This window comes from Xenophilus arseniciresistens (assembly GCF_028023875.1).
GTDB lineage: Bacteria > Pseudomonadota > Gammaproteobacteria > Burkholderiales > Burkholderiaceae_C > Xenophilus > Xenophilus arseniciresistens.
In genome coordinates this window covers 96,275-112,414 of sequence record NZ_JAQIPB010000003.1, presented here as the reverse complement: position 1 = coordinate 112,414, position 16,140 = coordinate 96,275, and the positions used below count along the sequence as shown (strand labels likewise).

General features: G+C 67.8%; 17 protein-coding genes. 15 read left to right on the top strand and 2 right to left on the bottom strand.

Annotated features, from left to right (window positions below):
- Positions 1–13 precede the first annotated feature (13 nt).
- From PGB34_RS09165 to nagZ, 14 genes are all read left to right on the top strand, one after another.
- Complete coding sequence (locus tag PGB34_RS09165; protein ID WP_271427784.1) at positions 14–484, top strand: hypothetical protein; 471 nt, start codon at positions 14–16, stop codon at positions 482–484.
- 13 nt (positions 485–497) lie between these two features.
- Entirely contained in the window at positions 498–1,157 is a 660-nt protein-coding gene (rpoE, locus tag PGB34_RS09160) for an RNA polymerase sigma factor RpoE (protein ID WP_271427783.1), read from the top strand.
- Between the two features lie 10 nt (positions 1,158–1,167).
- Positions 1,168–1,824, top strand: a complete 657-nt coding sequence (locus PGB34_RS09155) for a sigma-E factor negative regulatory protein (protein WP_271427782.1) — start codon at positions 1,168–1,170, stop codon at positions 1,822–1,824.
- A gap of 64 nt (positions 1,825–1,888) precedes the next feature.
- Positions 1,889–2,935 carry a MucB/RseB C-terminal domain-containing protein gene (locus PGB34_RS09150; protein ID WP_271427781.1) on the top strand — a complete coding sequence of 349 codons (1,047 nt, stop codon included), beginning with the start codon at positions 1,889–1,891 and terminating at the stop codon, positions 2,933–2,935.
- A 158-nt stretch (positions 2,936–3,093) separates the two neighbouring features.
- Entirely contained in the window at positions 3,094–4,578 is a 1,485-nt protein-coding gene (locus tag PGB34_RS09145) for a DegQ family serine endoprotease (RefSeq protein WP_271427780.1), read from the top strand.
- A 571-nt stretch (positions 4,579–5,149) separates the two neighbouring features.
- Positions 5,150–6,961 (top strand): translation elongation factor 4, encoded by a 1,812-nt coding sequence (gene lepA, locus PGB34_RS09140; protein WP_271427779.1) that lies wholly within the window; start codon positions 5,150–5,152, stop codon positions 6,959–6,961.
- Positions 6,962–7,007: 46 nt separating this feature from the next.
- Entirely contained in the window at positions 7,008–7,997 is a 990-nt protein-coding gene (gene lepB / locus PGB34_RS09135; RefSeq protein WP_271427778.1) for a signal peptidase I, read from the top strand.
- A 35-nt stretch (positions 7,998–8,032) separates the two neighbouring features.
- Entirely contained in the window at positions 8,033–8,389 is a 357-nt protein-coding gene (locus PGB34_RS09130) for a DUF4845 domain-containing protein (RefSeq protein WP_271427777.1), read from the top strand.
- A gap of 35 nt (positions 8,390–8,424) precedes the next feature.
- Positions 8,425–9,105 (top strand): ribonuclease III, encoded by a 681-nt coding sequence (gene rnc / locus PGB34_RS09125; RefSeq protein WP_408647868.1) that lies wholly within the window; start codon positions 8,425–8,427, stop codon positions 9,103–9,105.
- Between the two features lie 53 nt (positions 9,106–9,158).
- Positions 9,159–10,127, top strand: a complete 969-nt coding sequence (gene era, locus PGB34_RS09120) for a GTPase Era (protein WP_271428244.1) — start codon at positions 9,159–9,161, stop codon at positions 10,125–10,127.
- Positions 10,128–10,167: 40 nt separating this feature from the next.
- Complete coding sequence (gene recO, locus PGB34_RS09115; RefSeq protein ID WP_408647867.1) at positions 10,168–10,944, top strand: DNA repair protein RecO; 777 nt, start codon at positions 10,168–10,170, stop codon at positions 10,942–10,944.
- Positions 10,941–11,711, top strand: a complete 771-nt coding sequence (locus PGB34_RS09110) for a pyridoxine 5'-phosphate synthase (RefSeq protein ID WP_271427775.1) — start codon at positions 10,941–10,943, stop codon at positions 11,709–11,711. Before recO ends, PGB34_RS09110 begins: the two co-directional genes overlap by 4 nt.
- Positions 11,708–12,100, top strand: coding sequence for a holo-ACP synthase (gene acpS / locus PGB34_RS09105; protein WP_271427774.1), 393 nt, complete (start codon positions 11,708–11,710; stop codon positions 12,098–12,100). The genes PGB34_RS09110 and acpS overlap by 4 nt, the downstream gene beginning before the upstream one ends.
- Positions 12,101–12,159: 59 nt before the next feature.
- The gene (gene nagZ, locus PGB34_RS09100) at positions 12,160–13,242 is read left to right on the top strand and encodes a beta-N-acetylhexosaminidase (protein WP_271427773.1); all 1,083 of its coding nucleotides are present in this window, start codon (positions 12,160–12,162) and stop codon (positions 13,240–13,242) included.
- Between the two features lie 22 nt (positions 13,243–13,264).
- Here nagZ and lysS read toward each other — a convergent pair whose 3' ends face one another.
- Positions 13,265–14,797, bottom strand: a complete 1,533-nt coding sequence (lysS, locus tag PGB34_RS09095) for a lysine--tRNA ligase (protein ID WP_271427772.1) — start codon at positions 14,795–14,797, stop codon at positions 13,265–13,267.
- Between the two features lie 71 nt (positions 14,798–14,868).
- Positions 14,869–15,528, bottom strand: a complete 660-nt coding sequence (locus PGB34_RS09090; protein WP_271427771.1) for an LON peptidase substrate-binding domain-containing protein — start codon at positions 15,526–15,528, stop codon at positions 14,869–14,871.
- Between the two features lie 48 nt (positions 15,529–15,576).
- Here PGB34_RS09090 and PGB34_RS09085 point away from each other — a divergent pair, with 48 nt between their 5' ends.
- Positions 15,577–16,134: a YggT family protein gene (locus tag PGB34_RS09085; RefSeq protein WP_271427770.1), complete on the top strand. Its 558-nt coding sequence runs from the start codon at positions 15,577–15,579 to the stop codon at positions 16,132–16,134.
- The last annotated feature ends 6 nt before the right edge of the window (positions 16,135–16,140 follow it).

Here is a 16,140-nt window from a genome sequence, read left to right as displayed (position 1 = left end):
GGCAGCGTTTCGCATGCGCCACGCCCCATCGGTGAACTACCCGGTGGGGCGTTCGCGTTTCGAGGGCGGCCTGCTGCTGGCCCTGGCGCTGGGCGGCGCGCTGGTGTTGCTGGCCTGGCAGATGCAGGCACCGACGCCCCGCGCGCTTTGGGCCTTGCCGTGGCTGCTGCTGGTGGCCATGGGCTGGCGCCACTGGCGCGCGGCGCCACGGGGATGGCTGCGCTGGCAGGCCGGAGCGTGGTCTTTCGAGCCCGCGGACCACGCCGGTGCGCTGACCCACGCCAGGCCCGTGGCGCCGCCGCAGGTGCGGCTGGACCTGCAGGGCGTGCTGCTTCTTCGGCTGCCCGGGCACTCGCCGGGCTGGATCTGGCTGTCGCGCCGCAGCGCGCCATCCCAGTGGAACGCGCTGCGCCGCGCTGTGCATGCGCGGCCACCGCTGTCGGCAGATGCGTCCAGCGCCGCCGATGCCGCGGCCGCGCCATGAAGGGGAGCGTGCGATGACCGACACGCCCAAGACCCCGGCGGCGGGCGAGCAGCCTTCGGCGCAGGAGCGCCCGGTCGATCCTGATTTCCAGCTGGTGCAGCGCACCGTGGCCGGCGACGGCAAGGCCTTCGAGTTGCTGGTGCTCAAGTACCAGCGGCGCATCGAGCGCCTGATCGGCCGCATGGTCCGTGATGTGGACCTGGTCGAGGACATTGCGCAGGAAACCTTCATCCGCGCCTATCGCGCGCTGCACCAGTTCCGGGGCGAGGCCCAGTTCTACACCTGGCTCTACCGGATCGCGGTCAACACCGCCAAGAAGGCGCTGGTGGACATGAAGCGCGATCCCACGGTGCCCGAGGCTGCATTGCGCGCCGGTGACGACGACGATGAAACTTACCGGCCCGGAAATGAACCAATCAGCGACGAGACCCCTGATTCCGTGCTGGCGGCCAATGAAATCGCCGCGGCGGTCAATGCCGCGATGGAGGCCCTGCCGGCCGAATTGCGGCAGGCCGTGACGCTGCGCGAGATCGAGGGCCTGAGCTATGAAGAAATCGCCGAAGTCATGAATTGCCCCATCGGAACAGTGCGCTCACGGATCTTCCGGGCACGCGAAGCCATTTCGGCGCGAGTCAAGCCACTGCTGGACAACCAGTCCGGCAAACGCTGGTGAGGTGAACGAGATGAACGACAGGACATTTGCATCGCTTGAACAGCTGTCCGCACTGGCGGACGGCCAACTGCACGGGGAAGAGCTGCGCCAGGCGCTGGACGCCGTGGGCGCGGATGCGCGCCTGCGGGAGAGCTGGCAGACCTATCACCTGGTGGGCGAAGTGCTGCGCACGGGCCGGGCCGCCAGTGGAAGTGACACTTCCGTATTCATGGCGCGCCTGAGCGAGCGCCTGGCCGCCGAGGTGATCGAGCCGGCGCGCCTGCCCCAGGTGCTGCCGGAATCGGCGGTGCGCCATGTGCGCGCAGAGGCGGCCAACGAGCCCGTGTTCCGCTGGAAGATGGTGGCCGGGCTGGCCTCGGTGGCCGCAGCGGCTGCCATCGGCTGGGCCTGGGTGGGCACGGGCGTGGGCCAGCCGCCGGTGGGCGGCCAGTTGGCACTGCAGCAGCAGGCGCCGGCCGCGGGTGCTTCCGGCGCCGTGCCGGCCCCGGTGCTTGCCGCGGCGCCGCTGTCGCAGACGCGTGTGTCGGTCGGTGGCGGCGCGCCCCAGGTGATGCTGCGCGATCCGCGACTGGACGAGTTGCTCGAAGCGCATCAGCAGGCCGTGGGCGCCTCTCAGATGCCGGCCGGCTTCCTGCGCAATGCGACTTTCGAGGGCGCGGCGCGCTGACGCGCGCGGCTGCAACGACCCCGCAATGATCGCGGTGCGACCCACATCTTCAAGAAGACCCTGGGTGTGCGTAGCCCTGGCGGCGGCGCTGACGACGGCCACGGTGACGTGGGCGCAGCAGCCGCGCGCCATGGATCGGCAGGAGCCTGCCAACCTGGCGGGGCCGCCCGATACGCAGAACTTCGGCGTGATGGATTGGCTGCGCCGCATGCACGAGGCCGCGCGCCAGAGCAATTACGTCGGCACCTTCGTGGTGTCGGCGGCGACGGGCAACCTCTCCAGCGCGCGCATCTGGCATGCCTGCGAGGGCGAGCTGCAGGTGGAGCGGGTGGAGGCCCTGTCGGGGCCGCAGCGCATCACCTACCGACGCCAGGACCGGGTGCAGACCTTCTTCCCTGAATCCAGGCTGGTCAAGAGCGAACGCCGGGAGATCCTGGACGTCTTCCCCAATCTGCGCGGGGTGTCGGACGCGCAGATCGAGGCGCTCTACAGCGCCCAGCGCCTGGGGCACGGCCGCGTGGCGGGCATCGAGGCCGACGTCGTGCAGCTCGCGGCGCGCGATCCGTGGCGCTACGGCTACCGGGTCTGGAGCGAACGGCGCACGGGCCTGATCGTGAAGCTGCAGACGCTCAACAACACCGGCCAGGTGGTGGAGCAGTCGGCCTTTTCCGAACTGCAGCTGGATGCGCCGCTGAGCGCGAGCTCGCTGGCGCAAATGATGGACAAGACCGCGGGCTATACCGAGCACCAGACCGTGCTCAAGCGCACCACGGCCGAGAAGGAGGGCTGGGCGCTGCGCGAGGCCGTGCCAGGCTTCCTGCCGGTCAGCTGCTACCGCCGCGCCATGGCCGGCGCCAAGGACCGCGATCCGCAGCAGCGCATGGTGCAGTGGACCTTCTCCGACGGCCTGGCCACGGTGTCGCTGTTCATCGAACCGGCACCTGCGGCCGTGGCGCGCGAAGACAGCCTGATGGTGCTGGGCGCCACGCACACGCTGGTGCGTCGCCTGACGGAGCCCGGCGGCGAAGGCTGGTGGGTCACGGCCGTGGGCGAAGTGCCGGCCCAGACGCTGGACCAGTTCGTCAGCCGGCTGGTGCGCGTGTCGCGCTGAACAGGTGGCATGGCATGGCGCGGCCGCACCGGCGGTGCGCCGTCGCCTGACATAGGCGCGGCCTGCTGCCGGTCATGGCAGCATGGTCGCGCAATGAACCAATCGCATCGCAACGATTCATAGCGGATGTATCTCACTCCTAGCCTGGAATGGAATCCATGACCTTCGCACCTCATCACAACAAGTTGAACTCCCTGGTGCTGGCTGGCGCGCTGGCCCTTGGCGGCGGCGCGGCCCTGCTGGTGCCCGCCGCACCTGCGCACGCGCAGGCTGCGGCCGCCGCGCGCGCCCTGCCTGACTTCACCGATCTGGTGGACCAGGTCGGGCCTTCGGTGGTCAACATCCGCACCGTCGAGAAGGTGGCGCAGCGCGGGCCCAATGGCGCGCCCATGGACGAGGAGATGCAGGAGCTGTTCCGCCGCTTCTTCGGCCCCAACTTCCCGGGTGTGCCGCGCCAGGGGCGTCCGGGCGCGCCGCAGCAGGAAGAGCCGCGTCCGCGCGGCGTGGGTTCGGGCTTCATCCTGACGGCCGACGGCTTCGTGATGACCAATGCGCATGTGGTGGAGGACGCGTCCGAAGTGATCGTGACCCTGGCCGACAAGCGCGAGTTCAAGGCGCGGATCGTGGGCTCCGACCAACGCACCGACGTGGCCGTGGTGAAGATCGAGGCCAGCGGCCTGCCTGCCGTGAAGGTGGGCGACATCTCCAAGCTGCGCGTGGGCGAATGGGTGATGGCCATCGGCTCGCCCTTCGGGCTGGAGAACACCGTCACGGCCGGCATCGTGAGCGCCAAGCAGCGCGACACCGGCAGCTACCTGCCCTTCATCCAGACCGACGTGGCCATCAACCCTGGCAACTCGGGCGGGCCACTGATCAACATGCGTGGCGAGGTGGTCGGCATCAACAGCCAGATCTATTCGCGCTCGGGCGGCTTCATGGGCATCTCCTTCTCGATCCCCATCGACGAGGCCATCCAGGTCAGCGAGCAGTTGCGTGCCTCGGGCCGGGTGTCGCGCGGGCGCATTGGCGTGCAGATCGCCGAAGTCTCGCGCGAGGTGGCTGAATCGCTGGGCCTGGGCAAGGCGCGCGGCGCGCTGGTGCGCGGGGTCGAGGACGGGTCGCCCGGCGCCAAGGCCGGCATCGAGGCCGGCGACATCATCACCAAGTTCAACGGCACGGCCATCGAGCGACCCAGCGATCTGCCGCGCCTGGTGGGTGCCACCAAGCCGGGCACCAAGGCCTCGGTGACGGTGTTCCGCCGCGGCAGTTCGCGTGATCTGGCCGTGACGGTGGCGGAACTCGAGCCCGAACAGACCGCGCGTGCGGCAGCGCCGCGCGAAGAGCCAGAGCCGCCGGTGGCTGCGTCGGCCGCGGCCAAGTCGCTGGGCCTGGCGGTGAATGACCTGACGGCCGAGCAGAAGAAGACGCTCAAGCTCAAGGGCGGTGTGCGCGTGCAGGCCGCCAGCGATGCAGCCCAGCGTGCCGGCCTGCGCGAAGGCGACGTGATCCTGGCCGTGGGCAATGCCGAGGTCAACAACGTCAAGGAGCTTGATGCCGCCATCGCCAAGGCCGAGAAGGGCAAGCCGCTGAGCGTGCTCTATCACCGTGGCGAGTGGGCGCAATATGCGCTGATCCGGCGCTGATCCGGCGCTGATCCGGCGCGGAGGCCGGGGCTGGAGGGCGGCTCGAATGCTGAGGCCGGCGGCGTCCGTACGCAGCCGGCTTCCGTGAATCCAAGCCCAGTGGCCCCACCCGCCAGTCGGGTTTGGGGTCTTTTTTTCGGCTCAAACCACAGCCCTCGCCGCATCTTTTGACGTTTGTGTGTACTAACCGCGGCCTTCTGTAACAACCAATTTCGGTAGAATGCGCCGGCCTGAACTGAGGCTCCCTGTATAAGCAACGAGACCTTCTTCATCATGCGGGATGATCACTGGCCGTGCACCGCCACTCCACAGATCGCCCACAAGTTGTTCATGCATTAGCCCACAGAGGCTGTGGATAAGTTGTTTATAAAATACTTGTTGCGACCGAGCAACGAGCCCTCAGAGACGCCATGTCGCTGTACGTCCCCCCTGTTTTGCCTACAATGAAGGCCCAACTACTGCAGTTGCCATTGCTTGTTGGTTCAGGGCGCGTCACTTGCGGACGCGCCCTTTTTTCTTGTGCTGTGCCCGCTGCATATCAGCGATTTCAAGCACTTAAGCGGTTCCCTTGATGAATCACATCAGAAATTTTTCGATCATTGCCCACATCGACCACGGCAAGTCGACGTTGGCAGACCGGCTCATCCAGCGTTGTGGAGGATTGAGCGAGCGCGAGATGGAGGCGCAGGTGCTCGACTCGATGGACATCGAGAAGGAGCGTGGGATAACCATCAAGGCCCAGACCGCCGCGCTGCAATACAAGGCCCGCGATGGCAAGGTCTACAACCTCAATCTGATCGACACGCCCGGCCACGTCGACTTCTCTTATGAGGTCTCGCGTTCGCTGTCTGCTTGCGAGGGCGCATTGCTTGTCGTCGATGCATCGCAAGGCGTCGAAGCACAGACTGTGGCCAACTGCTACACGGCCTTGGACCTTGGTGTCGAGGTCATGCCGGTGCTCAACAAGATCGATCTGCCGCAGGCCGACCCGGAGAACGCGAAGGCCGAGATCGAGGACGTGATCGGCATCGATGCCGGCGACGCGATCCCGTGTTCGGCCAAGACCGGCGTGGGCATCGACGAGATCCTCGAGGCCATCGTGGCCAAGGTGCCGATGCCGCGCGGCAACCCCGACGCCGCGCTGCGCGCGATGATCATCGACAGCTGGTTCGATCCCTATGTGGGGGTGGTGATGCTGGTGCGCGTGGTCGATGGCCGCCTGGCCAAGGGCGAGCGCATCAAGATGATGGCCACCGGCGCGAGCTACAACGCCGACAACCTGGGCGTGTTCACGCCCGCCAATCAGCCGCGCGAGTCGCTCGAAGCGGGCGAGGTGGGCTACATCATCGCGGGGATCAAGGAACTCAAGGCCGCGAAGGTGGGCGACACCATCACGCTCATCAAGGGCGGCTCGGGTGGTGCGGCCTTCACGGCCACCGAAGCGCTGCCGGGCTTCAAGGAAATCCAGCCGCAGGTGTTCGCGGGCCTGTATCCCACCGAAGCCAGCGAATACGACCAGCTGCGCGACGCGCTGGAAAAGCTCAAGCTCAACGACGCCTCGCTGCATTTCGAGCCCGAGGTGTCGCAGGCGCTGGGCTTTGGCTTTCGCTGCGGCTTCCTGGGCCTGCTGCACATGGAGATCGTGCAGGAGCGCCTGGAGCGCGAGTTCGACCAGGACCTGATCACCACCGCGCCCAGCGTGGTGTACGAAGTGCTCAAGGCCGATGGCGAAGTCATCATGGTCGAGAACCCGTCCAAGATGCCCGACACGGGGCGCATGGCCGAGATCCGCGAGCCCATCGTCACGGTGCATCTGTACATGCCGCAGGAGTACGTGGGCCCGGTGATGACGCTGGCCAACCAGAAGCGCGGCGTGCAGATCAACATGGCCTACCACGGGCGCCAGGTGATGCTGACCTACGAAATGCCGCTGGGCGAAATCGTGCTGGACTTCTTCGACAAGCTCAAGTCCGTCAGCCGGGGCTATGCCTCGATGGACTACGAGTTCAAGGAGTACCGCGCGTCGGACGTGGTGAAGGTCGACATCCTGCTCAACGGCGACAAGGTCGATGCCCTGTCCATCATCGTGCACCGCAGCCAGTCGCAGTACCGCGGCCGCGCCGTGGTGGCCAAGATGCGCGAGATCATCTCGCGCCAGATGTTCGACGTGGCCATCCAGGCGGCCATCGGCGCCAACATCATCGCGCGTGAAACGGTGAAGGCCCTGCGCAAGAACGTGCTGGCAAAATGTTACGGCGGCGACATCACGCGCAAGCGCAAGCTGCTGGAAAAGCAGAAGGCGGGCAAGAAGCGCATGAAGCAGATCGGCGCCGTGGAAGTGCCTCAGGAGGCCTTCCTCGCCATCCTCCAGGTCGAGGAATGAAGCGGGCGGGCCCCGCGCCCGCGGTTCAAGAACAACATCCATCTCCATGGCCCTGCTCACTTCCCTCATCCTTGCGGCATTCGCCGGCTACATCGGCGCCTGGTACTTCGGTGCGCTGACCGGCAACTTCGCGCTGCTGCTGTTCCTGGCCACGGTGGTCACGGGCATGTACTGGCTGGCCGAGCGCTTTCATTTCCTGCCCGCGCGCCGGCGTGCGGCGCAGGCGCTGGAAGAAGAGCAGGTGCGGCGCCGCGAGGAGCTGTCACGCCAGGGCATCACCCAGCTCGACCGGCCCGACAGCACTGCCCGCGAGCGCATCCTGGCCCAGCCCTGGTGGCTGGACTGGACCGCGGGCCTGTTCCCCGTGATCCTGGTGGTGTTCCTGCTGCGTTCCTTCCTGGCGGAACCCTTCCGCATTCCTTCGGGCTCCATGATCCCCACCCTGGTGACGGGCGACCTGATCCTGGTGAACAAGTTCACCTACGGCCTGCGCCTGCCGGTGCTCAACACCAAGATCACCGAAGGCAAGCCGCTGGCGCGTGGCGACGTGATCGTGTTCCGCTACCCGCCCCAGCCTAGCCTGGACTACATCAAGCGCGTGGTGGGCCTGCCGGGCGACGAGGTCTCGTACCTGAACAAGGAGCTGCGCATCAACGGCCAGCCCGTGCCCAAGACGCGCGTGGCCGACTACTTCGGCGACAACGCAGCCGACGGCCGCGTGCACATGCGCTACTGGCCGCAGTTCGACGAGAAGCTGGGCGAGCGCACGCACCGGCTGCTGAACTACCCGGACGTGCGCGCCGGCGTGTCCGAGCTCGACACGATGGACTTCGCGGGCAAGGACCAATGTCGCTACAGTGTGGAAGGCGTCACCTGCAAGGTGCCGCAGGGACACTACTTCGTCATGGGTGACAACCGGGACGACTCGCTGGACTCGCGCTACTGGGGCTTCGTGCCCGACGCCAACATCGTCGGGCGTGCCTTCTTCATCTGGATGAATTTCGGCAGCTTCGGGCGCATCGGTTCCTTCGACTGAGGAACGCAAGGCGGATTTTTAGAAGGGGAAGAGCAATGAGGGTGCAACACACAAAAGCGCGTCAACGCGGCATTTCTTTCATCGGGCTGCTGATCGTGGCGGCGCTGCTGGCCTGCGTGGGCGTGGTCGTCGCGCAGGTCATCCCGACGGTGATCGAGTACCAGGCCATCCTGAAGGCCGCGAACAAGGCCAAGGAAGGCACCACCGTGCCTGAAGTGCGCGCGATCTTCGACCGCGCGCAGGCCATCGACGACTTCAAGTCCGTCACGGCCGCCGACCTGGACGTTCGCAAGAATGGCGAGAAGGTGGTGGTGGCCTTTGCCTACGAGCGCGAGATCCATCTGTTCGGCCCGGCCTTCCTGCTGCTCAAGTACAAGGGCGAATCCAACTGAAAACGGCCGCTTCCTCTTCGGGCGCAGGCGCGGGCCTGCCCGGGCTGCAGAACCGCCTGCAGCACAGCTTTGGCGATCCGGGCCTGCTGCAGCGCGCACTGACCCATCGCAGTTTCTCGGCCGAGCACAACGAACGCCTGGAATTCCTCGGGGATTCCGTGCTCGGCATGGCGGTGTCGCACCTGCTGTACCGCCGCCTGGCCCAGTTGCCGGAGGGCGATCTCTCGCGCGTGCGGGCCAACCTCGTGCGCCAGGACACCCTGCACCAGATCGCCGTGCGGCTGGGCCTGCCCGCCCTGCTGCGCCTGGGCGAGGGCGAATCCAAGTCGGGCGGCGCGGCCCGGCCTTCCATCCTGGCCGATGCGCTGGAGGCAGTGATCGGCGCGGTCTACCTCGACGCGGGCTTCGGCCCGGCGCAGGCGCTGGTCGAGCGGCTGTACGAAGGCGTGGAAATCAACCCCGGCCTGGCCGCCAGCGCCAAGGACGCCAAGACCGAGTTGCAGGAGTGGCTGCAGGGCCACAAAATGAAGCTGCCCGCCTACCGCGTGGCAGCCATCCTGGGCGCAGCCCACAAACAGACTTTCGAGATCGAGTGCGAGGTGGCCGAGCGCGGCTGGACCGAACGCGGCGTCGGCGCTTCCCGCCGGGCCGGCGAGCAGGCCGCCGCAGCGGCCATGCTGCAGCGCCTCAAAGCAGCAGGACGCAACAAGCCATGAGCACCTCCACGCCTTCCCCCGTGCCCCCCATTCCTGATCCCGACGCGCCCGGCATGCCGGCCGACGCTTCGCCGGCCACCGATCGCCGCTGCGGCCTGGTCGCCATCGTCGGCAAGCCCAACGTGGGCAAGTCCACCTTGCTCAATGCGCTGGTGGGGCAGAAGATCAGCATCACCTCGCGCAAGGCCCAGACCACGCGCCACCGCATCACGGGCATCCGCACGCGGCCCACGCCCGAGGGTGGCCCCGGCGCAGGAACGCAGTTCGTGTTCGTCGACACCCCCGGCTTCCAGACCCAGCACGCGACTGCCCTCAACCGCTCGCTCAACAAGACGGTGCTGGGCGCAGTGGCCGACGTGGACCTGATCCTGTTCGTGGTCGAGGCCGGCCGCTTCACGCCGGCCGATGCGAAGGTGCTGAGCCTGCTGGCGCAGAACATCCCGGTGCTGCTGATCGCCAACAAGCTCGACAACATCCATCGCCGCGCCGACATCGCGCCCTGGCTGGCCCAGATGCAGGCCGAGCATGGCGGCCCCCAGCAGGCGCGCTTTGCCGAGTTCGTGCCCATGTCGGCCAAGAACGCCAAGGACATCGAGCGCCTGTTCGCCATCTGCGAGAAGTACCTGCCGCAGCAGGACTGGTGGTATGACGAGGACGAGCTGACCGACCGCAGCGAGAAGTTCCTGGCCAGCGAGACGGTGCGCGAGAAGCTGTTCCGCCTGACCGGCGACGAACTGCCCTACACCTCCACAGTGGTCATCGACAAGTTCGAGGAAGAGCCGCCCCAACGCAAGGGCCAGAAGCGGCTGCTGCGCATTGCCGCCACCATCGTGGTCGAGCGCGACGGCCACAAGGCCATGGTGATCGGTGACAAGGGCGAGCGCATCAAGCGCATCGGCACCGAGACTCGCCAGGAGCTGGAGCGGCTCATGGACTGCAAGGTCTTCATCGAGCTGTGGGTCAAGGTGCGCTCGGGCTGGGCCGACGACGAAGCCCGCGTCAAATCCTTCGGGTATGAATGATGTGGCGGCTCATGGTGAACGGCCATGAGCCCGTCATGACCTGGCGATGAAGCGCAGCATCCTGCACGAGCCGGCCTTCGTGCTGCACCGCTACGACTGGAGCGAGTCCAGCCTGATCCTGGAAGTGCTCACGCGCCACCATGGGCGCATCGCGCTGGTGGCCAAAGGCGCCAAGCGGCCCAGTTCCAACTTCAGGCCGGTGCTGCTGCCGCTGCAGCCGCTGGAGCTGGGTTTTGGCGGCGATGCCGAGATCCGCACGCTGAAGGCGGCCGAGTGGACCGGCGGCCATGTGATGCCCACCGGCGAGGCCCTGCTCTCGGGCTACTACCTCAACGAACTGCTGATCCGCCTGCTGGCGCGCGACGATCCGCATCCGCAACTCTTCGACGCCTATGCCGGCGTGGTCGAGGTGCTGGCCACTGCGCGTGCCGATCCAGCCCAGGCCACCGTCCAGGCGGCCGCGCTGCGTGCCTTCGAACTTCTGCTGCTGCGCGAAGTGGGGCTGCTGCCCTCGCTGGATGTGCAGACCCTGACCCTGGTGCCGCTGCAGACCGACGCGCGCTATGCCCTGGTGCCCGAGCTGGGCCTGCGCGCCGCCGAGGCCGATGAACCCGCACTGGCCGCAGGCCTGTGGCAGGGCCTGCAGGCCGCCATGCGCGATGGTGCGGCCTTCCCCGCCACCTTGCGGTCCGTGGCCCAGCTGCCGCCCGGGGCCAATGGCGCGCTGCGCTCCCAGCTGCGCAACCTGCTCAACTACCATTGCGGCGTGACCAGCCTGCGCACGCGGCAACTGATGCGCGAACTGCAAAACCTATGACCGACTTTTCTTCTGGCGGCCTGCGCACGGCACTGTCCGTCAACCTCAACAAGGTCGCGCTGGTGCGCAACACCCGGCACCTGGGCATCCCCAGCGTCTGCACGGCCGCCACGCGCTGCCTGCAGGCGGGCGCGCAGGGCATCACCGTGCACCCGCGCCCCGACGGGCGCCACATCCGCGCGCAGGACGTGGCAGACCTGGCCGCGCTGCTGCGCAGCGATTGGCCGCAGGTCGAGTTCAACATTGAGGGCAACCCGTTCCAGAACCTGATGGATTTCGTGCGCGAGTTCAGGCCGCATCAGGCCACCTTCGTGCCCGATGCCGAAGACCAGTTCACCAGCGACCATGGCTGGCGCTTTCCCGAAGACCTGGAGCGGCTCAAGCCGCTGGTGCAGCAGGCGCAGGCGCTCGGTGTGCGCGTGAGCCTGTTCATGGATCCGGAGCCCGCGCAGATGGCCCAGGCCCGCGCCACGGGCGCCGAACGCGTGGAGCTGTACACCGAAGGCTATGCGGCCAGCCGTGGCCGCCCCGATGCCGACGCCGTGCTGGCCCGCTATGCCGAGGCGGCGCGCGCCGCGCAGGCTGCGGGCCTGCAGGTCAACGCAGGCCACGACCTGAGCCGCGAGAACCTCACGGACTTCCTGCGCGCCGTGCCGCAGGTGAGGGAGGTCTCCATCGGCCATGCCTTCATTGCCGACGCGCTGGAGCTGGGCTATGCCGCCGCCACGCAGGACTACCTGCGCTGCATTGAAGAGGCCCGCGCGTGATCCACGGCATCGGCACCGACATCTGCGACATCCGGCGCATCCAGGCCACCTTCGAGCGTCAGGGCGAGCGCTTTGCCGAACGTGTGCTCGGTGATGCCGAACTGGACGTGTGGCGCAAGCGCGGTGCGCGCTGGCCGCAGCGCGGCATCCGCTACCTGGCCACGCGCTTTTCGGCCAAGGAGGCCTTCAGCAAGGCCATCGGGCTGGGCATGCACAGCCCCATGAGCTGGCGCGCCTGCGAGATCCTCAACGCGCCCAGTGGGGCGCCGCATATCGTGCTGCACGAGCCGCTCAAAAGCTGGTTCGAGGCCCAGGGGCTGCGCGCGCACGTGACCGTCACCGACGAATCCGAGTACGCCGCGAGCTTCGTGGTGGTGGAGAAGGCATGAACACCGCCCGGCCGACCGAAGGCGCTCGCAGCGCCGCACCTCAGCGCGAAGGTACTTTGGTGAACGCTGATCTGCAGGCAAGCGGCAGTCCGCTGGTGATCGACATTGCCGGCACCGAGCTCACGGCCGACGACCGCGCACGCCTGGCGCATCCGCTGGTGGGCGGCGTCATCCACTTCACGCGCAACTGGGAAAGCCGCGCGCAGATGGCGGCGCTCAACGCGCAGATCAAGGCGATCCGGCCCGAGCTGCTGATCTGCGTGGACCACGAAGGTGGCCGCGTGCAGCGCTTTCGCACCGACGGCTTCACGCGCCTGCCCTCGATGCGCGCGCTGGGCGAGCTGTGGATGCGCGATGCGATGCGGGGCGTGCAGGCCGCCGCCGCGGCCGGCCAGGTGCTGGCCGGCGAGCTGCGCGCCGTGGGCGTGGACTTCAGCTTCGCGCCCGTGCTCGACCTGGACCATGGCGCCAGCTCGGTGATCGGCGACCGCAGCTTCCACCGCGACCCGCGCGTGGTGGCGCTGCTGGCGCAGAGCCTGGCACAGGGCATGGCGCAGGCCGGCATGGGCCACTGCGCCAAGCACTTTCCGGGGCATGGCTTCGTCAAGGCCGACTCCCACGTCGCCATTCCTGTGGACCGGCGCGCCCTCAAGGCCATCCTGGCCGACGACGCGACGCCTTTCGAGTGGCTGGCCGGCACGCTGAGCGCCGTGATGCCGGCGCATGTGATCTACAGCCGCGTCGACGAGCGGCCGGCGGGCTTTTCACGCCGCTGGCTGCACGAGATCCTGCGCACGCGCCTGGGCTTTGCCGGCGCCATCTTCAGCGATGACCTGAGCATGGAGGCCGGGCGATACATCACGGGCCGCCAGCTGGGCTTTGCCGAAGCGGCACTCGAGGCGTTGGCCGCCGGCTGCGACCTGGCCCTGCTGTGCAACAAGAGCCTGGATGCGGGCGTGCTCGATGCGTTCCTGGCCGCCATGGAGCGTGCGGCGGCCAGCGGCGCGCTGGCCCCGGAGCCGGCGCGCGAAGCCAGGCGCCGGGCCTTGCTGCCCACGGCACCTGCGCTGGACTGGGAGGCCCTGCAGGCCAGCGCGCGCTACCGGCACGCGCGCAAGCTGCTGGCGCAGTTGCTGCCCTGAGCCGCCGCCAGGGGCCGCCGGCTCAGCCTTCGCGGCGCAGGGCCGGGAACAGGATCACGTCGCGGATGCTCGGCGAATCGGTCAGCAGCATCATCAGTCGGTCGATGCCGATGCCGCAGCCGCCGGTGGGCGGCATGCCGTATTCCAGCGCGCGCACGAAGTCGTGGTCGAAGAACATGGCTTCGTCGTCGCCGCTGTCCTTGGCGGCCACCTGCGCGTGGAAGCGCGCAGCCTGGTCTTCGGCGTCATTGAGCTCCGAAAAGCCGTTGCCGAACTCGCGGCCCGTGATGTAGAGCTCGAAGCGTTCGGTCACCTCGGGCCGCTCATCGTTGGCGCGGGCCAGCGGCGAGATCTCGGTCGGGTGCTCCATGATGAAGGTGGGCTGCCACAGCTTTTCTTCCACCGTTTCCTCGAAGTACAGCACCTGCAGACTGGCCAGGCTGCGCCTGGACAGACGGTCTTTTTCTTCGGTCATGCCCAGCTTGCGCAGCGCGGCGATCAGCCATTCGGTGCTGTCGACGTTGTCGCCGGCCTCGGTGTGGGCCAGGATGGCTTCACGGATGGTCAGGCGCGCGAAGGGCTGGCTCAGGTCCACGGGCTTGCCGCCGTAGCTCAGTTGCAGCGAGCCGCAAGCCGTCTGCGCGGCATGGCGGATCAGCGCCTCGGTGAAGTCCATCAGGTCGCGGTAGTTCCAGTAGGCCGCGTAGAACTCCATCATCGTGAACTCGGGGTTGTGCCGGACCGAGATGCCTTCGTTGCGGAAGTTGCGGTTGATCTCGAACACGCGCTCGAAGCCGCCCACGATCAGGCGCTTGAGGTACAGCTCGGGCGCGATGCGCAGGAACATCTCCTGGTCCAGCGCGTTGTGGTGGGTGACGAAAGGCTTGGCGTTGGCGCCGCCGGGGATGGGGTGGAGCATGGGCGTTTCCACCTCCAGGAAGCCGTGGTCCACCATGAAGCTGCGGATGGCCGACACGGCCTGACTGCGCGCGGCGAAGCGGCTGCGTGCATCGGCATCGGTGATCAGGTCCACATAGCGCTGGCGGTACTTCTGCTCCTGGTCGGCCATGCCGTGGAACTTGTCGGGCAGGGGGCGCAGGCTCTTGGTGAGCAGGCGCAGCGTGCTGACCTTGATCGACAGCTCGCCGGTCTTGGTCTTCATCAGCGTGCCTTCGGCGCCCACGATGTCGCCCAGGTCCCATTTCTTGAAGTCGGCGTACAGCTCCTCGCCCAGCGCGTCGCGCGTCACGTACAGCTGGATGCGGCCAGCGCCGTCCTGCACCGTGGCGAAGCTGGCCTTGCCCATCACGCGCTTGAGCATCATGCGCCCGCCCACGCTCACGCTGACAGGCTGCGCTTCCAGCGTCTCGGCCGAGGTTTCGCCATGCGCAGCCTGCAGCGCCGCCGTGCGGTCGGCCGGCTTGAAGTCGTTCGGGAAGGCCACGCCCCTGCCTTCGGCCTGCGCGCTGCGCAGCGCCTTGAGCTTCTCCCGGCGCTCGGCGATCAGCTGGTTGTCATCGGTGGCGGGGAGTGCGGAAGCGGAGGTGTCGGACATGAGGTGGAGCCAAAGACAAAAGCCGCGCAGGAAGCGCGGCGATGCAACATTTTAGAGGGCGCGTGCCGGCTTCAGCCCTGCGCGATGCCGGTGCGCGCCAGCAGGTCGCTCACCAGCTCCAGCCGCAGCAGCGGGCTGTCCAGCTCCAGCAGCCGCTGGCGCAGCTCCGCTTGAACGGGCAGCAGCTCGCACCAGCGGTTGGCCACCCAGGTGCCGTCGTCGAAGCGGTAGGGCTCGCCCACCGGGAGGCGCGGCACGGGCGCGCCGCCAGCCGCCTGGGCATCGCGGCGGGCCTGCAGGGCCAGCACCAGCCGCTCCAGGGCCTGGGCCGTGTGCTGAAGGTCCGGCGGAATGGCCAGCGCCGCCTCTTCGGCCAGCACCTCGGCCTGCGCGACCCACAGGCCATTCTTGTGCTGGTTGCGGCTGTGGATGCGAAAGCGCGCGCCGCCCTCGCATTCGATGACCAGCAGGCCGGGTTGCGGCCGGTCGAGCTGGCTGACGCGCGCCAGCGTGCCGATGTGGGCGAACTGCTCGGCTTCGGCGCCGGGCACACGCACTTCGGAACCCTGCGTGAGGCTGACCACGCCAAAAGGCTGGCCGTCGCGGTGGCACTCGCCAATCATGGCCAGATAGCGCAGCTCGAACACCCGCAGCGACAGCCGACCTTGCGGGAAGAGGGTGGTGCCCAGCGGGAACAGGGGCAGGGCAGCGTGGGGGGATGGGGCAGTCATGGCAGGGTGGCTGGCTATCATCGCATTCCCTTTGCCAGACACGCTCCGATGTTCTATCAGATCCCTTCATTTCTCCTGGATGTGATCACGGGCCTGCTGGGCGGCGCCTGCCTGCTGCGCATGTACATGCAGTACCACCGCGTGCCCTTCGGCAACCCGCTGGGGCGTTTCGTCTTTGCGCTGACCGACTGGATCGTGATGCCGCTGCGGCGCATCGTCCCCGCCGTGCGCCGATGGGACCTGGCCAGCGTGGTGGCGGCCTGGCTGCTGATCACCGTGAAGTACCTGCTGCTGATGCTGCTGGTGGGCAGCGTGCGCATCACCATCTTGCCGCTGCTGTCGCTGTTCGGCCTGCTGCAACTCACGGTGTCGGGCCTGACGGCGCTGCTGGTGGTCTATGCCGTGCTGTCTTGGGTGCCAGGCGCCTCGCCCATGCTCAAGGACCTGATCGACCGCCTAGCCGAGCCGCTGGTGCGTCCGCTGCGCCGCTTCATTCCGCTGGTCGGCGGCGTGGACCTGTCGCCGCTGGCGGCCATCGTGCTGCTGCAGGTGGCGGCCATCGTCATCGGCAATCTGCTCACGGGCGTGTACGCGATGGGGCGCTGAGCCTCT

Excerpts from the sequence above, each read along its gene's own strand:
- PGB34_RS09165 (WP_271427784.1), top strand. The coding sequence starts at position 14 with ATGCGCCACGCCCCATCGGTGAACTACCCGGTGGGGCGTTCGCGTTTC.
- rpoE (WP_271427783.1), top strand. The coding sequence starts at position 498 with ATGACCGACACGCCCAAGACCCCGGCGGCGGGCGAGCAGCCTTCGGCG.
- PGB34_RS09155 (WP_271427782.1), top strand. The coding sequence starts at position 1,168 with ATGAACGACAGGACATTTGCATCGCTTGAACAGCTGTCCGCACTGGCG.
- PGB34_RS09145 (WP_271427780.1), top strand. The coding sequence starts at position 3,094 with ATGACCTTCGCACCTCATCACAACAAGTTGAACTCCCTGGTGCTGGCT.
- lepA (WP_271427779.1), top strand. The coding sequence starts at position 5,150 with ATGAATCACATCAGAAATTTTTCGATCATTGCCCACATCGACCACGGC.
- lepB (WP_271427778.1), top strand. The coding sequence starts at position 7,008 with ATGGCCCTGCTCACTTCCCTCATCCTTGCGGCATTCGCCGGCTACATC.
- PGB34_RS09130 (WP_271427777.1), top strand. The coding sequence starts at position 8,033 with ATGAGGGTGCAACACACAAAAGCGCGTCAACGCGGCATTTCTTTCATC.
- era (WP_271428244.1), top strand. The coding sequence starts at position 9,159 with ATGCCGGCCGACGCTTCGCCGGCCACCGATCGCCGCTGCGGCCTGGTC.
- PGB34_RS09110 (WP_271427775.1), top strand. The coding sequence starts at position 10,941 with ATGACCGACTTTTCTTCTGGCGGCCTGCGCACGGCACTGTCCGTCAAC.
- lysS (WP_271427772.1), bottom strand. The coding sequence starts at position 14,797 with ATGTCCGACACCTCCGCTTCCGCACTCCCCGCCACCGATGACAACCAG.
- PGB34_RS09090 (WP_271427771.1), bottom strand. The coding sequence starts at position 15,528 with ATGACTGCCCCATCCCCCCACGCTGCCCTGCCCCTGTTCCCGCTGGGC.
- PGB34_RS09085 (WP_271427770.1), top strand. The coding sequence starts at position 15,577 with ATGTTCTATCAGATCCCTTCATTTCTCCTGGATGTGATCACGGGCCTG.